The following is a 21,090-nucleotide window of genomic DNA, read 5'->3' as shown; positions in this document are numbered from 1 at the left end:
TCGGCAGGTCAGATCGCGGCTGGTCAGGTCGCGGCGCGGGTCAGAACGGAAGGTCGCCGACCTGGAGCACGAGCTTGCCGCGGGTGTGGCCGGCCTCGAGGTCGCGATGCGCGTCAGCCGCTGCCGCCAGCGGGTAGGTGCGGTCGACATGAACGCGCACATCGCCCGAGTCGATCAGGCGAGCGATCACGGCGAGGGTGGCGGCGTCCGGGGCGACCTTGTACGTCGTGGCCCGCATCCCGGCTGCCGTGGCCTCGTCTTCGAACTCGGGCCAGCTGCCGGTCGGAGCGTTGATGATCAAGCCCCCCGGCCGGAGCACCGACAGCGAGCGGGAGCCGGTGTCGTCGTGCACGTTGCCCACGAGGTCGATCACCACGTCGAGGTCGGAGAGCTGGTCTTCGAAGCGGCCGGCGGTGTAGTCGATCACCGTCGAGGCACCCAGCTCGCGCAACCAATTCACGTTGCGGGTCGACCCCGTCGCGGCCACGCGAGCTCCGAAGTAGGTGGCGAACTGCACCGCGAAGTGCCCCACCCCACCGGCGGCCGCGTGGATGAGCATCCGTTGGCCCTCGTGCGCCTTCGCGATCTCGACCACCATGCCCCATGCGGTGAGCGCGGCCAGGGGCACACCGGCCGCCTCGATCAGCGAGAGCGACTTCGGCGCCCGGGCCACCTGGAGGCTCGGCACGGACACGTACTCGGCATACGATCCGGCGCCGCGCGGCACCGACATCATGCCGAACACCTCGTCGCCGACGTTCAGCGGATGCGCGGCGTACGGCGTCTCCACCACCACGCCCGAGAAGTCGTAGCCGAGGATGCAGGGCCATCCCTCGAGGGCCGCGGCAACGCCCCGCCCCGCGCGGGTCTTCGCATCGAGCGGGTTCACACCCGCTGCGGCGACTTTCACCAGCACCTCGGAGTTCACGCGCACCGGCGTCGGCACGGTGGAGGCTTCGAGCACCTCCGGCCCGCCGGCGGTCGTCGCGACCGCTGCCCGCATGGTGCTCGGGTGAGTGAGAGTCGGACTCGAGGTCGCCGTCGATCCGCTGCGGTGCTCGATCATCCCTGTGTGCCTTCCGTCGATCTTGTTGACACGCTCCGGGGCTCGGGAAACCCGCTGCACTGCGTCACCTGCTGGCTGATCCCACGGTAAGCCGTGAATGATTCGCCGGTGTTACGGTCAGGTCACTGGGGTGCAAACTCACCCGGACGGCGTTAACATTCAGTAACTTCGACACCCGCCGCGCGCATCGTCGGCCCGCAGGAAAGAGACCCGATCCATGAGTCCAGCCCGTCGGCGCCCGTTGCCGGTCGCGCGCCTGATCGGGTTGATCGCCGCGGCGCTGCTCGCTGCCGATGGGCTCGCTCTGATCTGGGCCGCCCGGCTCTCCGCCACACGGTTCCTCTACGTCAGCGAACTTGGCGCGAGCGGCGAACCGACCGCTGAGGTGTTCCGCTGGGGGATGGTGCAGGTGGCGGTCGCGGCCCTGCTCGTCGCCGTGTGCGCCCCGCCGCTTCGGCCCCGCATCCGCTGGCTCGCGTCGGTGCCTCCGGTCGCCGTGCTCGCCGGTGCGGCGGCCGCCTTCGGGGTCGCGTCGCAGGTCACCTGCACGATCGGCTGCCCGCTCCCGGTCGGATCGGCGTTCACCTGGCAGGACTTCATCCACACCGGATGCGCCGTGATCGGATTCGCGGCCGCCGCCTTCGTGATGCTGCAAGTCGCCACCGACCGGCGCTTCCGCGCTCTCGCCCGCTTCTCGTTCGGAGCGGCCGTCGCGGTGGCGGTGATCGCGGGTGCCGGTGGTCTGTTGTCGCTGCTGCGGTTCGGCACCCAGGTCGGCGGCGTGCTCGAGCTCGTCGCCACCACGATCGCGCTGCTCTGGCTCGTCGGGCTGGCGGCCTTCCTCGCCGTGGCCGTAGGCCGCGACCTGGCCTGGGCCGCGCTCCGCGATACGCGGCCTGTGGCTGCGCCTGGGGCTGCGCCTGCAGCCGGTGACGTCTCGTTGTCCGCGCTCCGTGGTCGTGCATCCGCCTCGGCGCCCGCGCGGCGCACGAAGCGGGTGTTCGAGGCCGAGGCGGCCGCGCGCGCATCGATCTCGAGCCCACGGGGCCCGTCCCTTCCTGTCGGCGATTAGACGCCGACACCGCGGGACCGCCGAGCGTTTCGTCTCAGGCCCAGCCGAGCCAGGTGGCGACACCCGCGCGGGTGGCAGCGACGTGCTGCGGGTAGCCGTCATCGCGGGCCGGCAGCGGAATGCTCGCGGCTCCGGCCAACTCATCCATCCACAGCTCCGCCACCGACACCGGATGCACGGGGTCGACCGGCGCCCAGGCGATCGCGACGTCGATCTCGTCCGCAAGCGCGCCGAGGTCCTCGTCGTCGCTGAACGCAGCCGACCGCGGGATCTCGATCAGTCGCGCCGACCGCTCGGCCGCGCGCGCGGAACGGAACTGCTGCACGAGCCCGGCCGCCCCGAGCCGGGACTCCGCGAGCGTCTCGGCGTAGAGCTCGGTGCGCAGGAACGCCGCCTCACCCGCGGTCGGGCCGCGGTCGGCGAGCAGCTCGCCGATGACGGGGAAGGCGCGCAGGTTGTGGGGGAGTGGCACATCGGTGAACGACGGGCGCACGAAGACCGCGCGGTCGATCTCGACCAGCCCGCGGAGGGCCAGTCGCAGGGCGATCGCCGCTCCCATCGAGATGCCCACGACAGTGACCGGCTCGCCCCGGTGCCCATCCGCATCCTGAGCCCTCGTCACGAGCGCGGCGATGTCGTCGGCGAGAGCGTCGAGGGTGAAGGCCGCCACCGGGCCGGTCTCGTTGCGTTCCCCATGACCCCGCACGTCCGGGGCGAGCACGTGGGTGCCGGGCGGCACGATCGGGCCGAACAACGACAGGGGCTGCGCGCGGTCGCCTCCGAGCCCGTGCAACAGCAGCAGTGTCACGGAACGCCGACCGCTATCGCTCGCCGCGCATCCACGCCAGCACCCGGTCGGCCCGGCGCACGAGCAGCTCGATCTGCGACTCGTCGCGATCGACCCACTGGCACCGCGGCTCCTCGCCGAGCGGCACGAAATCGCGATGCTGCTCCCACACCACGAGCGTGCGTTCAGCACCCAAGACGTACTGCTGCCACCAGACCTGACGGAGGTAGCCGCGCGGGATGCGCGACCACGGCTTCGAGGTCGTCTTGATCTCGGCGAGTTCGAGCGCGCCATCGGCGGCCACCCGGATGCCGTCGGGCGTGGCCAGGTGCCGCCGCTCGCGCTCGGCGTGGAACAGCGCGAAGCTCGGCTCGATCGCGTGCTCCTGCTGCACCCAGGCCGCGATCGCGGGCTCCCGCGCCCGCCCGTGGTCGGTGAACGCGTTGCCGGTGAAGCCGGTGCCGTTCAGCTTCTCCCACGCGACCGTCGCGACGGCGCCCTCGCTCGAGAGCCGCGCGACATCCGTCGCCGTGATGCCACGACTGCGGGCGCGCAGCCAGGCCACCCGGTTCGTCGATTCCGCGACGACGCGCGCGAGGTGCGCGGGCCGGGCCGGCTCGGGCGCGACGTCGTCGTCGGTCTCCCAGGGGAAGGAGAGCATGAGATCGGTCACCGACCCATTGTCCCTCGTCGCGCCGACATCGCTGCCCGCCACGCGCCGCGTCCCCGCGCACGCGTGCCGGGATTCACAGCGGCCGTATCGACGCCTCATAGCTTTCTCATAGCCGGCTATCAATACTGGAAGAGTGACCATCGACCGATCCCTCATCTCCGGCACCTCCTCCGCCACCGCGAAGCAGCCCAAGCTGCGCCGAGCCGACGGCTCGCCGGTGCGTGCCCTGGTCGTCGACGACGAGAACACCCTCACCGATCTGCTCTCGATGGCGCTGCGTTACGAGGGCTGGGAGGTCAAGACGGCGAGCGAGGGCCGCCAGGCCATCACGATCGCGCGCGAGTTCCGCCCCGACGTGATCGTGCTCGACGTCATGCTCCCCGACATCGACGGCCTGCAGGTGCTGCAGCGGGTGCGCAACGACGGTCACGAGACCCCGGTTCTCTTCCTCACCGCGAAGGATGCCCTCGACGACCGCATCGCGGGCCTCACCGCCGGTGGCGACGACTACGTGACGAAGCCGTTCAGCCTCGAAGAGCTCGTGGCGCGGCTGCGCGGTCTCATCCGCCGCTCCACCCTCGTCGTGGCCGACGCCGACGACCCGGTCGTCACCGTCGGCGACCTCGAGCTGAACGAGGACAGCCACGAGGTGTTCCGGGCCGGCGAGCCGATCGAGCTCACGGCGACCGAGTTCGAATTGCTGCGCTTTCTCATGCGCAATCCGCGTCGGGTGCTGAGCAAGGCGCAGATCCTCGACCGGGTGTGGAGCTACGACTTCGGCGGCAAATCGAGCGTGGTGGAGATCTACATCTCCTACCTCCGCAAGAAGGTGGATGCGGGGCGCCCCGCCATGATCCACACCGTCCGCGGCGCGGGCTACCTGCTGAAGCCCGCGCTGTGAGCGCCCGGCCCGGCACGCCCGGCGCGCCCGGCGCACCCGAGGCGACGCCGTGACCATCCGGCGCACGCTCATCCTCAGCGTGCTCGGGCTGATCGCGCTGGCGGGTCTGGTGATCGGCGTGGTCAGCACGATCGCCCTGAACGGCTTCCTGCTCGACCGCCTCGACTCGCAGGTGAACGAGGCCTCCGATCGCGCCGTCTTCTCTCTCACGACTCAGGCTCAGGGTTCCGGTCCGCAGCCGGGGATCTCGCTCGGTCAGGCAGCGGGCACCGTGGTCGCGCTGGTCTCGGCCGGCGTCGCCACCAACGGCTACGTGCTCGACGACGCTGGTCAGCTGCAGCAACTCACCTCTGCGCAGCTCGCGGCCCTCGACGGGGTGGCCGGCGAATCGACCACCCAATCGGGGCCGGTCGGCGGCGGCGGTTTCAGCCTGGCGCCCACTGCTCCGACGAGCGTCACCATCGACGGGCTCGGCGCCTACCGGGTCGAAGGCCGCACCGTCACGTCGGCTGGCGACATCCTCGTCACGGGGCTGCCGCTCGCCGACGTCGACAGTACGGTCACCCAGCTCGTGATCGTGATCGTGCTGGTCACGGCGGGTGCGATGGCGCTCGCGGGAGTGGCCGGTCTCCTCATCATCCGGCTCGCGCTGCGCCCGCTCGACCGGGTCGCCGCCACCGCGACCCGCGTGGCCGAACTGCCGCTCGATCGGGGCGACGTCGCCCTGGCAGAGCGAGTCCCGGCCGGCGACACCGATCCCCGCTCCGAGGTGGGCCGGGTGGGTCTGGCCTTCAACCGGATGCTCGAACACGTCGCCAGCGCGCTGACCTCCCGTCAGCGCAGCGAGCACAGGGTGCGACAGTTCGTGGCCGATGCCAGCCACGAGTTGCGCACGCCGCTCGCGAGCATCCGTGGCTACGCCGAGCTCACCCGCCGCACCGCGCCCGAGCTGCCTGAGGAGGTCGCGCATTCGCTCAACCGCATCGAGTCCGAGGCGACGCGCATGACCACTCTCGTCGAAGACCTGCTGTTGCTGGCACGCCTCGACGCCAAGCCTGAGCTCGACCTCACCGAGGTCGACCTCTCGCTGGTGATCGTCGACGCCGTGAGCGACGCGCACGTGGCGGGGCCTGATCACGCCTGGGAGCTCGACCTGCCGGAGGAGCCCGTGCTGGTGGCCGGCGACGCGCACCGGCTGCACCAGGTGTTCACGAACCTGCTCGCCAACGCCCGGGTGCACACGCCGGCGGGCACCACGGTGCGCGTGGGCGTGGGGGCGGAGGCGCGGGAGGGCGGATCCGTCGCCGTGGTGACCGTCGCCGACGACGGCCCGGGCATCGCGCCCGAGCTCCTGCCGACGTTGTTCGAGCGGTTCGTGCGCGGCGATGCGTCGCGGTCGCGGCACGCCGGCAGCACGGGGCTGGGGCTTGCGATCGTGTCGGCGGTGGTGGCGGCGCACAACGGTGCGGTGACGGTGCGGAGCGACCCGGGCGAGACCGTGTTCACCGTCACGATCCCGTTGCAGGGCTGAGCACCGCACGCTCGTCGAGGTAGAGCGTGACGTCGTCGAGCCGGATGCGCCGGTAGTGCCCACCCGCGGCGTGCAGCAGTGCCGTCACGGCCGGGTCGACCGGGAAGCGCAGCTCGTGCTTCAGCGCGATCGCCACGACACCCGGGCTGTCGGCGGCGGTCACCCCGCGGCCGTCGAGGTAGGGCAGGTACTCCCAGTCGGCCATTCCGCCCACCAGCACGGCTCCCGTCGGCACCCCCAGTCGCTTCAGCTCCGGGAGCACGAGCGCCATGTCGCGCGGGCGCTCGGCTGCGATCGCCTTCGAGGTGAAGGCCGCAGCACCGAGCGCCAGGGCGACGGATGCGACGACGAGCACGCGCGCCCCGGCCCGGGCTGCCCGCCGCTGGGCCCGGGCGAGGCGGACCAGGTTGGCCATGCCGAGCCCGAACAGGGCGCAGAGCGGCCAGACCCAGGCGTAGTAGTAGTGCGGCAGCGCCACGGACGACACCGCGAACTGGAACACCCACTCGAGCAGCACGGCACCGCCGAGCAGAACGGGCAGCGCCAGCGCGGCGCGAGACCCGGCGAACGCGGCAACGGCACCGATGGCGAGCGCGACCACAGCGGCCACGCCCATGCCGTCGACCGCGAAGACGAGGTTCGCCCACCAGGGCGGATGCGTCGTCGCGAGCCCGGCGAACGCGACCAGGTGCCCAGCGGTGTTGTGTGCCGTCTGGAAGCGCAGCATGGTGAGGAACGAGTCGACGAAGCCGGCCGGCAGGTACACGAGGGTGACCACCGCGAGCATGACCGTGGTGAAGACGGCGATGGCAGCCGCGGCGGCTCGAACCGCCCGCGCCCGCCGCATCCGCTCTCGCCGGAGTGTCGGTCGAACGCGCGGGCGGCGGAGCGCCGGCAGAGCGCGTAACACGGGAAGCAGGACGAGCGCGGGCACCATCGCCGCCGATGGCACTTTCGAGGTGACCGACAGTGCCATGGCGAGCGCGGAGAGCGTCAGCCAGAGCCACGAGCCGGTGCGGTACCACCGCCACGCCGCAGCGAACGCCGCGAGGGCGAACACCGCCATGAACGGGTCGAGCAGCGCGAACCGGTCGATCCGCACCCCGCTCGTGACGCCGTGCGGCAGCAGCAACCAGGCTCCCGCGCCGCAGAGCGCCCCGGCCCATCCGATCTCCGCACGGAGCCAGAGGTAGAGCAGCACGCCACCCGCGATCACCGCGATGCCGACGGCGACGCGCGCCGGGACGACGCCGGGGCCGAGGGCGAGTTGGGCCAGGCCGATGATGAGCTTCGCGGTGGGCGGATGCTCGGGGTTCGACCCGAAGTCGCCGTGCACATAGGCCCACCCGGCAGGGATGTAGACGGGCTCGTCGGCATTGAGGTTCGCGGCGCCGAGGTTGCCGAAGGCCTGGTACAGGGCCCAGATCCCGATCGCGCCCAGGAGCACCGGTTCGAGGGCTCGGGGTGGGGCGGCGGACATCGCGTCCAGTGTGGGCGCAGAGCGCGCTCTAGCCGCCTGAGCAATTTCTACTCAAATCACGAATCCGTTTGTGCCCCGATCGGGGTACGTTCGAATTCAGGTCGAATTGGCCGAGGGTCGTGTGCCCGAGTCCCGAAAGGTATGGAATCCATGAACATCCTGCTCATCATCATCGCCATCATCGCGGTGATCCTGCTGTTCACCGGCGGTTTCGTGCAGACCCTGAACTTCCTGCTCTGGATCGGTCTGATCCTCCTGGTGTTCGCGGTGATCGTCTTCATCGTCCGCGCCATCACCGGCAACCGACGGGTGTAGCACCCGGCGCACCGGCGGCCCGCGTCCCTGATTTGCATCGGGGGCGCGGGCCGTTTAGTCTGTACGAGGCCAAAGACCGCCGGTCATTCGGGTGCCCGCATCCGAATCGAAGTTTCGCGAGAGCGAAGACCTGCGCAGGTGTACGTAGTCAGTTCCACGCTCGCGTGTGTTCCCAGCTCCGGCCTCCTGCGCCGGAGCTTTTTTCGTTCTCGCCTCGCGTCGCACGGTGGTCACTCCGGCCGAAACCAATCATCACTAGGAGCGCCATGGCGAACAAGGAAGCCTCGGTTGCCGAGCTCACGGAACTTTTCCAGAGCTCGACCGCCGTTCTGCTGACCGAGTATCGCGGTCTCACGGTCGCCCAGCTCAAGCAGCTGCGCGGAAACATCCGTGAGCACGCGTCATACGCCGTGGTGAAGAACACGCTGACCAAGATCGCGGCGAACAACGCCGGCATCTCGTCGTTCGACGACGAGCTCGCCGGTCCGTCCGCGATCGCTTTCGTCCACGGTGACCCCGTGGCCGTCGCCAAGTCGCTGCGTGACTTCGCCAAGGCTAACCCTCTGCTGGTCGTGAAGGGTGGTTACTTCGACGGTAACCCTCTCTCCGCCGAAGAGGTCACCAAGCTCGCCGATCTCGAATCCCGTGAAGTTCTGCTGGCGAAGCTCGCCGGTGCCTTCAAGGCTTCGCTGTTCGGTGCCGCATATCTCTTCAACGCACCGCTGTCGAAGGCCGTTCGCACGGTCGATGCGCTGCGCGAGAAGCAGGAGTCCGCTGCCTGAGCCCCGGCTCATCAGCGGTTGTACTAACTACCAAACAAGGAGAACATCATGGCAAAGCTTTCCACCGAGGAACTGCTTGACGCGTTCAAGGAGCTCACGCTCATCGAGCTGAGCGAGTTCGTCAAGGCGTTCGAGGAGACCTTCGAGGTCACCGCGGCCGCCCCCGTCGCCGTTGCCGGCCCCGCCGCTGCCGGCGGTGGCGCTGCTGCTGAAGAGGTTGAGGAGAAGGACTCCTTCGACGTCATCCTCGAGGCTGCCGGCGACAAGAAGATCCAGGTCATCAAGGAGGTGCGCGCCCTCACCAGCCTCGGCCTCGGTGAGGCGAAGGCTCTCGTTGACGGCGCTCCCAAGGCCGTCCTCGAGGGCGCCAACAAGGAGACCGCCGAGAAGGCCAAGGCTCAGCTCGAAGAGGCTGGCGCCACCGTCACCCTCAAGTAGTCTCGCGGTACAGACGGATGCCCCGGGCCACTGGCTCGGGGCATCCGCCGTTAAGGCGCGAGGAGTTGGGCGAGGGCGGTCGTCGCCAGGGCACGGGACTCGAGGCGCGTGGGCGCCGGGACGAGGCCCAGGAGGCGGCGGCGGTGCGGCTCGCCGAGCAGGAGTGAGTAGAGCGCGGTCGCGGTGGCCGTGATCGCCGGCGAATCGGGCAGGTAGCGCGACAACAGGTCGATGGAGTGCTGCGGGCCCGTCTCGTAGAAGGTGCGCGCCAGGGCGGGGAAGCGGGGCGCTTCGGCGATCACCGAACGGTGGAGCGCCACCGCGCTGTCGGAGTGCAGCACCACGACGAGCTCGGTCGCCACGTCGGCGAGGGAGCCGGCATCCGTCGCCACCGCCCGGATGCGGTCGTGCTCACGTTCGACGGCCGCCGCGAACAGCGCGGCCTTGTCGCCGATGTCGACGTAGAGGGTGCGCTTGGTCACCCCGGCGGCGGCGGCGATCTCGTCGAGGCTCGCGGCGCTGAAACCCCGGAGCGCGAAGGCCGTGACGGCGGCGTCCAGGATGCGTTCCCGCCGCTCGGCGCGCTCGTCGGCTGTCGCCCGCCCCCGCTTCGCCATCCGCTGTCCTTTCCTCCAGCTCAATGATACTGTGAAGTGTCAATAAGGAGGAGTGGATGGCTCTGATCGCACACGTCGCAATCGTCGACGACTGGGAATCGGCACGCAACCTCGGCGAATACGTCGTCTCCACGCGCGGCGTGAGCCTCGACGAGGCCGGATTCGTGCACGCGGTGCGGCTCGACGGGGTGCGCGGTGTGCTCGACGAGTTCTACTCCGACATCCGTTTCGGCCTGCTGCTGATCGTGCTCGATGCCGACGCGCTGCGCGCCGACGGGCTCGAGATCACCGAGGAGACGCCGGGGTTCCCGCACATCCACGGCGCCATTCCGACGGACGGGGCGGCGGTCGTGGCCGAACTCCCGATCGAGCGCGACGGCGGCGAATTCGTGCTGCCCGACCTCAGCCGCTTCGCGGACGGGGGCGCGCCGTCGACGAACGCATGATGAGGGTTGCCGGCAGCACGGTGTGACTGGCCGGGGGAGACCAGCCCGGCTCCTCCAACTGCCGGATGACCCACGCCACCACTTGCTCACCCTGCAGATCGGGTCGCTGCTCGATCGAGGTCAGGCCGAACATCTCCGCCAGCGGATGGTTGTCGATGCCGATCACCGAGAGGTCGTCGGGCACTGAGATGCCGAGCTCGCGGGCGGCGAGGATGACGCCGATCGCGACCTCGTCGGCCGCCGCGAAGATCGCCGTGGGCCGCCGTCGCGGGTCGCCCAGGATCTGCTTGCCGACGCGGTACGCGCTCGGGATGTCGAATCGGGTCGCCACGTAGGAGTCCTGGTCGTAGGCGACACCCGCCGCGGTGAGCGCCTCCATGAAGCCCTTCAGCCGCTTCGAGTGCACATGGAAGTCCATCTGCTCGTCGATGTCGCCGCCGACGTGCATGATGTCGCGGTGGCCGAGCAGCAGCAGGTGCTCGGTCGCCAGGCGGGCCGCCGCGACGTCGTCGATGCTGAGCGTGGGCACGCCTTCCAGGGCGCCCCCGATGCCGGCGATCGGCTTGCCGAGCGCGAGCAGGCGCTGCGTCTCGTCGGGGGTGATCTCGAGGGTCACCGCGATCACCGCGTCGACCCGCTTGCGCACCAGGAAGTACTCGAAGACGCGCGCGCGTTCCTCGTGCGACTTCGTGAGGTTGTAGAGCATCATGTCGTAGCCGCGGTCGACCAGCGCGCGCTCGACCCCCTCGAGGATGCTCCCGAAGAACCACTGGTTGATGACCGGGATGATCACGCCCACGTTGTTGGTGCGCCCGGTGACGAGGCTCGATGCGCTGGAGGACACGACGTATCCGAGGCTCGCCGCGGCCTGGGACACGCGCATCCGTGTATCGGCGGAGACATAGCCTCGACCGCTCAAGGCGCGGGAGACCGTGGCCTTCGACACCCCGGCCAGATTGGCCACGTCCTCGATCCCCGACACGCTCGACCTCCTCGTCTGCAAACGCTTCCAGAATCATAGCCCGCGGTGGCCGTCGCGATGGAAATCCGTTCCACAGCGATGATCGCCCGAATGTCGAGTGAGAGCGCTCTCTGCAACCAAATCGTTACCTTCGGGGGAAGTCGTGCGAGTGGGTTGAGATTTGCTGTGAGTTATGGAAAGGTTTCCCTACACAACGCCCCGGCTGGCACCACAACAGGGGCAACCACTCAACGAGGAGGAGAAATGCGGGCAACCTTGCACCGCCGGGTCACAGCACCCATCGCAATCGCGGCGGGCCTCGGCCTCGCTCTCGCCGGCTGTTCCGGCGGCGCGGGAGGGGGCAACGCAGGCGACTCCGGTAAGGCTGACGGAGTCGTGACGGTCTACGGCACCATCGCCGACACCGAAGCCGAGCTTCTCGAACAGTCCTGGGCGGACTGGGAGAAAGAGAACAACATCGACATCCAGTACGAATCGTCGAAGGAGTTCGAGTCGCAGATCGGCATCCGGGCCCAGGGTGGCAACCCGCCCGACCTCGCGATCTTCCCGCAGCCGGGTCTGCTCGCCGACCTCGCCTCGCGCGGCTTCATCAAAGAGGCTCCCGACGGCGTCGAGAAGAACGCCGACGAGTACTGGTCGAGCGACTGGAAGGCCTACGGCACCGTCGACGACAAGTTCTACGGCGCCCCGCTCATGGCGAGCGTCAAGGGCTTCGTGTGGTACTCGCCGAAGCAGTTCGCCGACAACGGCTGGGAGGTCCCGAAGACCTACCAGGAGATGCTCGACCTCACCGCGAAGATGCAGTCCACCCTCGGCAAGCAGCCCTGGTGCGCCGGCTTCGGCTCGGGCGACGCCACCGGCTGGCCGGGCACGGACTGGGTCGAAGACCTGGTGCTGCGGCAGTCGGGCCCCGACGTCTACGACCAGTGGGTGAAGAACGAGGTCAAGTTCACCGACCCGAAGATCTCCGAGGCCTTCGACTCGGTCGGCGACATCCTGCTCGACCCGAACTACGTCAACGCGGGCTACGGCGACGTGAAGTCGATCAACAGCACCGAGTTCGGTGACGTGGCGACCGGCATGGCGCAGGGCACCTGCTCGCTCACCCACCAGGCCTCGTTCTTCGACGGCTTCCTCACCGACGCCGGCGCCACCGTCGGCCCCGACGCCGACATCTGGGCCTTCATCACCCCGCCGGTCACCTCCGGTGAGAACGCCGTCACGGGTGGTGGCGAGATCGTCGGCGCCTTCTCGAACGACGCCGACACCGTCAAGGTGCAGGAGTACCTCTCGAGCCCCGAGTGGGCGAACAGCCGCGTGTCGCTCGGTGGCGTCATCTCCGCGAACAAGGGTCTCGACCCGGCCAACGCGAAGAGCCCCATCCTGCAGCAGGCCATCAAGATCCTCCAGGACCCGGACACCACGTTCCGGTTCGACGCGAGTGACCTGATGCCCGGTGCCGTCGGCGCCGGAACCTTCTGGAAGGGCATGGTCGACTGGATCAACGGCACCCCGCAAGAAGAGGTGCTGACGCAGATCGAAGCGGGCTGGCCTACCGAGTAGCGCCCCCTCTACGTCGAGGCCGCCCGAAAAGTTCTTTCGGGCGGCCTCGGTGTACCGGTACGGTGTCAGGCACGGCGCCCAGGTGCGCCGGACCTGCACTGAGTTCACTGTCGCACTCGAAAGGTTGTCATGTCAGAGTTCTTGCTCTGGGTCGGGGGACTACCGCCACTCGCCCAGATTCCCATCGTCATCCTGGCCTTCGCGGCCGTGGTGGCGCTGCTCCTGTTCTTCATCGAGATCGCGCCGCGCAGCGGCCGCATGTACACGATCATCCGGCTCGCCGTCTGCATCATCGCGCCGTTCCTGGCGCTGGTGTTGATCGGGTCGGTCTGGTGGGCGGCCCTCATCGCCGCGGCCCTGGGCCTGCTGTTCTATTGGCTCGACAAGCGCTCCAAGCAGGGTGCGGGTTACCTGTTCCAGCTCTTCGGATTCCTCGCTCCCGCGATCATCCTGCTGCTGGTCGGCCTCATCTACCCCACCATCAAGACCGCCATCGACTCGCTGTTCTCCAGCCGCGGCAACTTTGTCGGGTTCGACAACTTCGTCTGGGTGCTGACCAGCCCGCAGAACCTCCGCGTCATCCTCAACACCATCATCTGGGTGCTCGTGGTACCGACGCTCTCCACCATCTTTGGTCTCGCCTACGCGGTGTTCATCGACAAGAGCCGGGGTGAGAAGTTCTTCAAGATCCTCGTCTTCATGCCGATGGCCATCTCCTTCGTGGGCGCGTCGATCATCTGGCGGTTCGTGTACACCTACCGCCCGGAGGACCAGAACCAGATCGGTCTGCTCAACCAGGTCGTGGTGTGGCTCGGCGGTCAGCCGCAGCAGTGGCTGGCGGGCTCGCCCTGGAACACCTTCTTCCTCATCGTGGTGCTCATCTGGATCCAGACCGGATTCGCGATGGTCGTGCTCTCCGCGGCCATCAAGGGGGTGCCCACCGAGCAGCTGGAGGCGGCGGAACTCGACGGCACCAACGCGTGGCAGCGCTTCATCAACGTCACCGTGCCGGGCATCCGCTCGTCGCTCATCGTGGTGATCACCACGATCTCGATCGCGTCGCTCAAGGTGTTCGACATCGTGCGCACCATGACCGCGGGCGCCAACGACACCAGCGTGCTGGCGAACGAGATGTACACCCAGTTCAAGAACTTCGAGTACGGGCGGAGCGCGGCGTTCGCCGTGATCCTGTTCATCCTCGTGATGCCGATCGTCATCTACAACGCCCGGCAGATCAAGAAGCAGAGGGAGATCCGATGAGCGCCGTGCAGCCGATCGACCTGCCGGTCGACCCGACCACCAAGAAGCAGCTCCGCGGTGGCGAACGCGAGATCGAGCGTGAGGAGACGGCCGCCCGGCGCACCAAGCGCCGGCTGACCAGCCGCGGGGCCACGATCGCGGCGCTCATCATCGCGATCCTGTGGACCATCCCCACCTTCGGTCTGTTCATCTCGTCGTTCCGCGAGCGGAACGACATCCAGACCACCGGCTGGTGGACCATCTTCAGCAACTGGGGCTTCACGCTCGACAACTACGCCGACGTGCTCCAGGCCGGTAACTCGCAGGTCACGATCGCCTCGTCGTTCGTGAACTCGATCGCCATCACCATTCCGGCCACGCTCATCCCGCTGGTCATCGCCTCGCTCGCGGCCTACGCCTTCGCGTGGATCGACTTCAAGGGCAAGGACTGGCTGTTCATCGGGGTCTTCGCGCTGCAGATCGTGCCGATCCAGATGGCGCTCGTGCCGCTGTTGTCGCTGTTCTCGCGCGGTGTCGCGGTGGGCGACGACTGGATCTTCTCCGGCATCCCGTCGGCGGGCACCTTCTCGCAGGTGTGGATCGCGCACTCGATCTTCGCGCTGCCGCTCGCCATCTTCCTGCTGCACAACTTCGTGTCGGAGATCCCGCGCGAGGTCATCGAGGCGGCGCGCGTCGACGGCGCAGGGCACGGGCAGATCTTCTTCCGCATCATCCTGCCGCTCACCATGCCGGCGCTGGCGTCGTTCGCGATCTTCCAGTTCCTGTGGGTGTGGAACGACCTGCTCGTGGCGCTCATCTTCGCCGACGGCTCGGTGGCGCCGATCACCAAGCTGCTGGCCGAGATCACCGGGTCGCGCGGTCAGGACTGGTACCTGCTCACGGCGGGTGCGTTCGTGGCCATCGTGGTGCCGCTGATCGTGTTCTTCGCCCTGCAGCGATTCTTCGTGCGCGGCCTCCTGGCGGGCTCGACGAAGGGGTAGTTGTCGCGTTCGTTCAAGCATCGCGCGGGCATCGTGCCGACGATGGATTCGAGGGAAGGAAACGACCATGCAGAATCCTGACGACACGATCGCCCGCGCGAGCGTCGTGGTGGAGGCGACGCCCGCCGAGGTGTGGCGGGCGCTGACCGACCCGGCGATCGTGAAGGAGTACTTCTTCGGCACCACCGTGTCGACCGACTGGCAGGTGGGCAGTCCCATCACCTACGCGGGCGAGTGGGAGGGCAAGACCTACGAAGACAAAGGGCAGGTGCTCGAGGTCGACGAACCGCGGCGGCTCGTGACCAGCTTCTTCAGCCCGATGAGCGGCAAGGCGGATGCGCCGGAGAACTACCAGACGGTCACCTACCTGATCGAGGAGGTCGAGAGCGGCACGCGCGTCTCGGTCGAGCAGGACAACAACGCCGACGCGGCGGCCGCCGAGCACTCCTCGGGCAACTGGCAGATGATCCTCGACGGGCTCGCGGGGGTGCTCGCGAAGGGGTGAGTTCCGCCGTGCGCGAAGCGCGGCGAGGGTGTCGGCGGCCGGGCGTAGGGTGAGCCTGTGAGCGGAGTGGGCGGCGGCGGCCGGATGAGCGCGGTGGCGGCCGCCGGCGGCGTCGCGCGCGCGGGCGGTGGCGGCCGCGTGTCGGGCGGCGACGCCCGGGCGCAGCGCGCGGCCAACGCCGAGGCGCCGAAGATCCCGCACCTCCTTCAGCGCATCTCCACGCTGTTCCTGCCCTACCGCGCGGCACTCATCACCACGGGCATCCTCGTTCTCATCACCGCGGGCCTCACGGTGCTGCCGCCGCTGCTCACCCAGCAGGCCTTCGACCTCGGCCTCTTCCCGCCGGCCGGCACGCCGAACATCCCGGTGCTCGTCGAGCTCGTCGGCCTGATGGTGCTGATCTGGATCGTCTCGGCCGCGCTCGGCGTCTGGCAGACCTACCTCACCGCGAAGGTCGGCAACCGGGTGATGGGCGATCTGCGCATCCGCCTGTTCAGTCACCTGCAGCGCATGGAGCTGGCGTTCTTCACCCGCACGAAGACCGGCATCATCCAGTCCCGGCTGCAGAACGACGTCGGCGGTGTGGCGAGCGTGCTCACCAACACCGTGTCGAGCGTGCTCGGCAACACAGTCACCGTCATCGCGGCGCTCGTGGCGATGCTCCTGCTGAGCTGGCAGCTGACCGTGGTGGCGGTCGTGCTGATGCCCTTGCTCGTCTTCGTGCAGCGACGGGTCGGCCAGGTGCGGGCGCGCATCGCGGCGCAGACCCAGGAGTCGCTCTCGGACATGACGGCCATCACGCAGGAGACGCTGAGCGTCTCGGGCATCCTGCTGGCCAAGAGCTTCAACCGGCAGGCCACCGAGGTGGCGCGCTACTCCGACGAGAACGACAACCAGATCCGCCTGCAGGTGCGGCAGCAGATGAGCGGTCAGCGGTTCTTCGCCATCGTGCAGATCTTCTTGTCGATCGTGCCGGCCATCGTCTACCTCGTGTCGGGCTACCTCATCAACGGCGGCGTCGACATCACCGCCGGAACGATCGTGGCGTTCACCACCGTGCAGGCCCGGTTGATGTGGCCGCTCCTCGGCCTCATGCGGGTGGGGCTCGACCTGCAGACGAGCGGCGCACTGTTCGCCCGCATCTTCGAGTACCTCGACCTCAAGCCCGCCATCACCGACCGGGCGGATGCGATGACGCTGCCACCCTCGAGCGAGGCCGGCCGGGTGGAGTTCGAGCACGTGAGCTTCGTCTACCCCGACGGTGAGCCCGAGCATCCGACGCTCGACGACGTCTCGTTCACCGTGCAGCCCGGCCAGTTCGCCGCCTTCGTGGGGCCGTCGGGCGCCGGCAAGACGACGGTCTCCTACCTCGTGCCGCGGTTGTACGAGGCGAGTTCGGGCGCCGTGAAGATCGACGGCTTCGACGTGCGCGACCTGCAGCACCAGTCGCTCATCGACCGGCTCGGCATCGTGAGCCAGGAGACCTATCTCTTCCACGCCACCATCGCCGAGAACCTGCGCTACGCGAAGCCCGGCGCGACCCTCGAGGAGCTCGAGCAGGCGGCGCGGGGCGCCAACATCCACGACCGCATCATGAGCTTCCCCGCCGGGTACGACACGGTGGTGGGGGAGCGCGGCTACCGGCTCTCGGGCGGCGAGAAGCAGCGCATCGCGATCGCGCGGGTGCTGCTGAAAGACCCGGCCATCCTCATTCTCGACGAAGCGACGAGCGCGCTCGACTCCATCTCCGAGCGCGTGGTGCAGGATGCGCTCGACGCCGCGGCGCACGGCCGCACCACCATCGCGATCGCGCACCGGCTCTCCACCATCGTCAACGCCGACGTCATCTTCGTCGTCGATGCGGGCCGCATCGTGGAGTCCGGCACGCACGCCGAACTGCTCGCCCGCGGCGGCACCTATGCGGCGCTCTCCGCGCAGCAGCTCGCCAACGCGTGATCTCGCGCTTCCCGCGCGTGACGGATGTGATTAGAGTTACCCCTTAGTCATCGAGGGGATGACGCTGAGCGTGCGGGGGCACATCGATGGCGCGGAGTCGTCTCACACTGTCGGCGGCGAAAGCCGCGGGTTCCGGCCGACGAGGGCTCGGCATCCAGTCGAAGCTGCTCATCATGCTGCTCGCGGTGAGCATCGGCTCGACCCTGGTGGTCGGCTACGTGGGCTACGTCTCGGGCCGCGACAGCCTGCGTGACGCGGCGTTCGACCAGTTGGTGAGCGTGCGCGAGGCCAAGACCACGGCCATCCAGTCGCTGTTCCAGAACATCCAGTCGAGTCTCGTGCTCGACTCGAGCGGAGCCACCGGCAATCAGGCCGCCGCCGAGTTCGCGGCGGCGTTCGCCGAGCTCGACGGGCAGCCGGTCGACCCCGCGAAGAAGGCGACCGTCGATGCGTATTACGCCGACTCGTTCATTCCCGCGCTCGAGGCGCGCACCGGTCAGGAGTCGGCACCTGACGTGTTCGAGCCGACGAGCGCGGCCCAGGTCTACCTGCAGAACTTCTACACGGCCCCGCCGGCCGGCGACTACGACGCGGCGGCGCTCGTCGACGACGCCGGCGACGGCAGTGCCTGGTCGGCCGTCGCGGCGAAGTACAACCCCTACTTCCGCGAGCTGGTCGACCGGTACCAGTTCGAGGACGCCCTCATTCTCGACACGGACGGCAACGTGGTCTACTCGGTCTTCAAAGGCGTCGACCTCGGCACCAACCTGCTCGACGGGCCGTACAAGGGGTCGATCCTCGCCGACGCGTACTCCGCGGCGCTCAACTCCAACACCGTCAACTACGCCGCCATCACCGACTTCGACCGGTACCAGCCCTCGTTCGGCGTGCCCACGGCGTGGGGTGTGTCGCCCATCGGCGACGGTGGCACCGTGAACGGCGTGATCGCGGTGCAGCTGCCGATCGACGCCATCAACGCGGTGATGACCGGCGACGAGGGGTGGCAGCAGGACGGCCTCGGTCAGACCGGCGAGTCGTACCTGGTCGGGCCCGACCGCACCATGCGCTCGATCTCCCGGCTGCTCGTCGACGACCCCGAGTCGTTCCGCGAGCTCACGATCGCGGGCGGTTCGGCACCCGATCTCGCCCAGCGGATGGTGGACGTGGGCGGCACCGTGCAACTGCAACGGGTCGACACCCTGCCCGTGCAACTCGCCCTCTCGGGGAAGACCGGCACCGTCATCGCCCCCAACTACCTCGGTCAGGAGACGCTGAGCGCCTACGCGCCGGTCGATATCAACGGGGTGCAATGGGTGATCGTCTCGAGCATCACGACCGCCGAGGCCTTCGCGCCCGTCGACGACTTCACCCGCAACCTCGCGTTGGCCATCCTGGCCATCATCGTCGTGGTCTCACTGCTCTCGCTCCTGCTGGCGCAGGTCTTCGCGCGCCCGGTGCGCACGCTGGTCGGTGCCGTGCGCCAAGTGGCGGGCGGCGACCTCGGTGTGGAGGTGACCTCGAAGACCCGCGACGAGTTCGGTGACCTCTCGGTCGCGTTCAACGACATGAGCCGGAGCCTGCAGGTCAAACAGCAGCTGATCGACGAGCAGAAGGCGGAGACCGACCGCTTGCTGCTCAGCATGATGCCCGAGAAGGTGGCGCGGCGCTATCGCGAGGGCGAGGAGACGATCGCCGAGAACCATCAGGACGTCACGGTGATCTACGCCGACCTGATCGGCTTCGACGAGTTCGCGGACTCGCTCGACTCCGAGCGGGAGCTCGCCATCCTGAACGATCTGATGCGGCAGTTCGACGACGCCGCAGCGGCAGCGGGAGTGGAGAAGGTGCGCACGCTCCGCACCGGGTACCTGGCCAGCTGCGGTTTGATCGTGCCGCGGGTCGACAGCGCTCGCCGCACGGTCGACTTCGCCGTGCAGCTCACGCGCATCGTCGAGCGGTTCAACGCCCAGTTCGACGCGGCGGTCTCGATCCGCGCCGGCATCGACAGTGGAACGGTGACCTCGGGGCTCGTGGGCAAGGAGAGCATCGCCTACGACATGTGGGGCGACGCGGTGAGCGTGGCGAACCGGGTGCAGGAGCTCGCCGGCAAACCCGGCATCTTCCTGACCCAGCGGGTGCGCGACCGACTGGCCGACACCAGCGGGCTGGTCGAGGTGGCCTCGGTCGAGATCAAGGGCGCACCCCAAGCGGTGTGGCAGATCTCCTGAGAGGGATGCGATGACCGAGATCTGGAAGGAAGCCTGGTTCCCCTGGGCGGTGGGCCTCGCGATCGGGCTGCCGATCCTGCTCGTGGTGCTCACCGAGATCCTCGGGGTGCTCGTGCGCCGGGGCAACCCGGCGGCCAAGCCGGTGCGGCTGCTGCGCAACCTGGTGCTGCCCGTCTTCGCGCTGTTCGTGCTGCTGACCCTCGCGTCCGACCAGAAGTTCGATCTCAACTGGGTGCGGGTGGTGGGCACCGTGCTCGGGTTCCTCCTCATCCTGCTCGTACTGTCGGCCTTCAACGTGGCGCTGTTCGCCAACGCCAGCGAGGGCAGCTGGCAGAAGCGGCTGCCGTCGATCTTCATCGATCTGGCGCGCCTGGCCCTCATCCTGGTGGGCCTCGCCATCCTCTTCTCGTGGGTCTGGGGAGCGGATGTCGGTGGCTTGTTCGCCGCCCTCGGTGTGACCTCCATCGTCATCGGCCTCGCACTGCAGAATGCCGTCGGCTCGGTGATCTCGGGCCTCCTGCTGTTGTTCGAGCAGCCGTTCAAGCTCGGCGACTTCCTCGACACGCCATCGGGGCGCGGCCGCGTGGTCGAGGTCAACTGGCGGGCTGTGCACATCGACACCGGTAACGGCATCCAGATCGTGCCGAACGCGTCGCTCGCGGATGCCTCGTTCACGAATCTCAGCCAGCCCGCCGGGGCGTACGTCGCGACGGTGACCGTGAAGTTCAGCACCGACGATGCCCCGCATCGGGTCTCCGCCGTGCTGCAGTCGGTGGCGGCGGAGCTGCCCATGCTGGACGAGAACGATCGCCCGGGGGTCAGCTACGAGGGCAACGCCACCTACGCGGTGAGCCTGCCGGTGGTGAGTCCCGCCCGCGAGGCCGAGGCGGTCTCCCTCTTCTACGCCTGGCTCTGGTACGCGGCGCGGCGCAACGACCTCGCGCTCGACGGCGACGCCACCGATCCGGTGAACACCCCCGAGACGGTGCGCGAGGCCTTGGCCTACGTCGGGCCGTTGTTCGGCCTCGAGGGCGACTACCTCGACCAGATCGCCCCGGGCTGCCGGATCGAGCAATGGGGCGCCGGGGAGGTCGTGCAGCCCATCGGCGCGGTGCCCGACAGCCTCCGGATCGTGCTCGACGGCACCCTGCAGCTCTCGACGCCGTACGGCAAGGGCCGGCTCGACTTCGCGCTCGTGGAGCGCGGCGAATCGGTGGGCCTGACCGCCCTCACCCGGCAGGCGACCACCGATGTCGCCACGGCCACGCGGGCCGTTCGGGTGCTGCGGGTGCCGCGCGATGCGGTCGACGCGGCGGTGCGCCGCAATCCCGCGCTCGCACGCCGGATCGGTGAGCAGCTCGACAACCGCCGGGTGCTCTCGGGCCAGGCGGTGGCGGCGGCGCAGGCGGCCGCGGGCGTCCTGTCGATCGGCGACGCCGCATAGCGCCTTTCCAACTCCCCATGCAAGGGGGTTAACTCCCCATGTGCTGTGAGTGACGGATTGTGTA

Annotated in this window: 20 protein-coding genes; 14 read left to right on the top strand and 6 right to left on the bottom strand. The window is 68.8% G+C overall.

Going from position 1 to position 21,090, the window contains the following annotated elements:
- Positions 1–40: 40 nt before the first annotated feature.
- Positions 41–1,066, bottom strand: coding sequence for an NADP-dependent oxidoreductase (locus AC3WLB_RS21755; RefSeq protein WP_492509644.1), 1,026 nt, complete (start codon positions 1,064–1,066; stop codon positions 41–43).
- Between the two features lie 217 nt (positions 1,067–1,283).
- Between AC3WLB_RS21755 and AC3WLB_RS21750 the strand changes: the two genes are divergently transcribed.
- Positions 1,284–2,138 carry a DUF998 domain-containing protein gene (locus AC3WLB_RS21750; protein WP_492509642.1) on the top strand — a complete coding sequence of 285 codons (855 nt, stop codon included), beginning with the start codon at positions 1,284–1,286 and terminating at the stop codon, positions 2,136–2,138.
- Between the two features lie 34 nt (positions 2,139–2,172).
- Here the strand turns inward: AC3WLB_RS21750 and AC3WLB_RS21745 are convergent, their stop codons facing one another.
- Entirely contained in the window at positions 2,173–2,946 is a 774-nt protein-coding gene (locus AC3WLB_RS21745) for an alpha/beta fold hydrolase (RefSeq protein ID WP_492509640.1), read from the bottom strand.
- A 13-nt stretch (positions 2,947–2,959) separates the two neighbouring features.
- Positions 2,960–3,586, bottom strand: a complete 627-nt coding sequence (locus AC3WLB_RS21740; RefSeq protein ID WP_492509786.1) for a YqaJ viral recombinase family protein — start codon at positions 3,584–3,586, stop codon at positions 2,960–2,962.
- 145 nt (positions 3,587–3,731) lie between these two features.
- Here AC3WLB_RS21740 and AC3WLB_RS21735 point away from each other — a divergent pair, with 145 nt between their 5' ends.
- A complete protein-coding gene (locus AC3WLB_RS21735) occupies positions 3,732–4,499 on the top strand; it encodes a response regulator transcription factor (protein WP_492509638.1) in 768 nt (255 codons plus the stop codon).
- A gap of 49 nt (positions 4,500–4,548) precedes the next feature.
- Positions 4,549–6,030 carry a sensor histidine kinase gene (locus tag AC3WLB_RS21730; protein ID WP_492509636.1) on the top strand — a complete coding sequence of 494 codons (1,482 nt, stop codon included), beginning with the start codon at positions 4,549–4,551 and terminating at the stop codon, positions 6,028–6,030.
- Here the strand turns inward: AC3WLB_RS21730 and AC3WLB_RS21725 are convergent.
- The gene (locus tag AC3WLB_RS21725) at positions 6,008–7,510 is read right to left on the bottom strand and encodes an ArnT family glycosyltransferase (protein ID WP_492509634.1); all 1,503 of its coding nucleotides are present in this window, start codon (positions 7,508–7,510) and stop codon (positions 6,008–6,010) included. The two genes, AC3WLB_RS21730 and AC3WLB_RS21725, sit on opposite strands and share 23 nt — an antisense overlap.
- Before the next feature lie 150 nt (positions 7,511–7,660).
- Here AC3WLB_RS21725 and AC3WLB_RS21720 point away from each other — a divergent pair, with 150 nt between their 5' ends.
- The 3 genes from AC3WLB_RS21720 (at position 7,661) to rplL (ending at position 9,045) form a co-directional block, all read left to right on the top strand.
- Positions 7,661–7,825: a hypothetical protein gene (locus tag AC3WLB_RS21720; protein ID WP_492509632.1), complete on the top strand. Its 165-nt coding sequence runs from the start codon at positions 7,661–7,663 to the stop codon at positions 7,823–7,825.
- A gap of 266 nt (positions 7,826–8,091) precedes the next feature.
- The gene (rplJ, locus tag AC3WLB_RS21715) at positions 8,092–8,607 is read left to right on the top strand and encodes a 50S ribosomal protein L10 (RefSeq protein ID WP_022895933.1); all 516 of its coding nucleotides are present in this window, start codon (positions 8,092–8,094) and stop codon (positions 8,605–8,607) included.
- A gap of 48 nt (positions 8,608–8,655) precedes the next feature.
- A complete protein-coding gene (gene rplL, locus AC3WLB_RS21710; protein ID WP_022895934.1) occupies positions 8,656–9,045 on the top strand; it encodes a 50S ribosomal protein L7/L12 in 390 nt (129 codons plus the stop codon).
- 50 nt (positions 9,046–9,095) lie between these two features.
- On the opposite strand, the gene AC3WLB_RS21705 is transcribed toward rplL, so the two are convergent.
- Entirely contained in the window at positions 9,096–9,662 is a 567-nt protein-coding gene (locus tag AC3WLB_RS21705) for a TetR/AcrR family transcriptional regulator (protein WP_492509629.1), read from the bottom strand.
- 56 nt (positions 9,663–9,718) lie between these two features.
- Between AC3WLB_RS21705 and AC3WLB_RS21700 the strand changes: the two genes are divergently transcribed.
- Positions 9,719–10,108: a DUF952 domain-containing protein gene (locus tag AC3WLB_RS21700; RefSeq protein ID WP_492509627.1), complete on the top strand. Its 390-nt coding sequence runs from the start codon at positions 9,719–9,721 to the stop codon at positions 10,106–10,108.
- Here the strand turns inward: AC3WLB_RS21700 and AC3WLB_RS21695 are convergent.
- On the bottom strand, positions 10,065–11,090 hold the full coding sequence (locus tag AC3WLB_RS21695) for a LacI family DNA-binding transcriptional regulator (protein WP_022895937.1): 1,026 nt from the start codon (positions 11,088–11,090) through the stop codon (positions 10,065–10,067). The two genes, AC3WLB_RS21700 and AC3WLB_RS21695, sit on opposite strands and share 44 nt — an antisense overlap.
- A 243-nt stretch (positions 11,091–11,333) precedes the next feature.
- Here AC3WLB_RS21695 and AC3WLB_RS21690 point away from each other — a divergent pair, with 243 nt between their 5' ends.
- The 7 genes from AC3WLB_RS21690 to AC3WLB_RS21660 all read left to right on the top strand — a co-directional run bounded on the left by AC3WLB_RS21690 (position 11,334) and on the right by AC3WLB_RS21660 (position 21,026).
- Positions 11,334–12,653 carry an ABC transporter substrate-binding protein gene (locus AC3WLB_RS21690; RefSeq protein WP_492509625.1) on the top strand — a complete coding sequence of 440 codons (1,320 nt, stop codon included), beginning with the start codon at positions 11,334–11,336 and terminating at the stop codon, positions 12,651–12,653.
- A 129-nt stretch (positions 12,654–12,782) separates the two neighbouring features.
- Positions 12,783–13,913 carry a carbohydrate ABC transporter permease gene (locus tag AC3WLB_RS21685; protein WP_022895939.1) on the top strand — a complete coding sequence of 377 codons (1,131 nt, stop codon included), beginning with the start codon at positions 12,783–12,785 and terminating at the stop codon, positions 13,911–13,913.
- Positions 13,910–14,893: a carbohydrate ABC transporter permease gene (locus AC3WLB_RS21680; RefSeq protein WP_022895940.1), complete on the top strand. Its 984-nt coding sequence runs from the start codon at positions 13,910–13,912 to the stop codon at positions 14,891–14,893. Before AC3WLB_RS21685 ends, AC3WLB_RS21680 begins: the two co-directional genes overlap by 4 nt.
- A 67-nt stretch (positions 14,894–14,960) precedes the next feature.
- The gene (locus AC3WLB_RS21675; protein ID WP_492509622.1) at positions 14,961–15,398 is read left to right on the top strand and encodes an SRPBCC domain-containing protein; all 438 of its coding nucleotides are present in this window, start codon (positions 14,961–14,963) and stop codon (positions 15,396–15,398) included.
- Between the two features lie 84 nt (positions 15,399–15,482).
- Positions 15,483–17,354, top strand: coding sequence for an ABC transporter ATP-binding protein (locus AC3WLB_RS21670; protein WP_492509784.1), 1,872 nt, complete (start codon positions 15,483–15,485; stop codon positions 17,352–17,354).
- An 86-nt stretch (positions 17,355–17,440) separates the two neighbouring features.
- Entirely contained in the window at positions 17,441–19,582 is a 2,142-nt protein-coding gene (locus AC3WLB_RS21665) for an adenylate/guanylate cyclase domain-containing protein (RefSeq protein WP_492509620.1), read from the top strand.
- A gap of 10 nt (positions 19,583–19,592) precedes the next feature.
- Positions 19,593–21,026, top strand: coding sequence for a mechanosensitive ion channel domain-containing protein (locus tag AC3WLB_RS21660; RefSeq protein WP_022894988.1), 1,434 nt, complete (start codon positions 19,593–19,595; stop codon positions 21,024–21,026).
- Positions 21,027–21,090 lie beyond the last annotated feature (64 nt).

Source organism: Herbiconiux sp. FW305-C-125 (genome assembly GCF_058783455.1).
The sequence above is the reverse complement of the archived record's forward strand: the minus strand, read 5'-3'. Positions and strand labels throughout refer to the sequence as shown.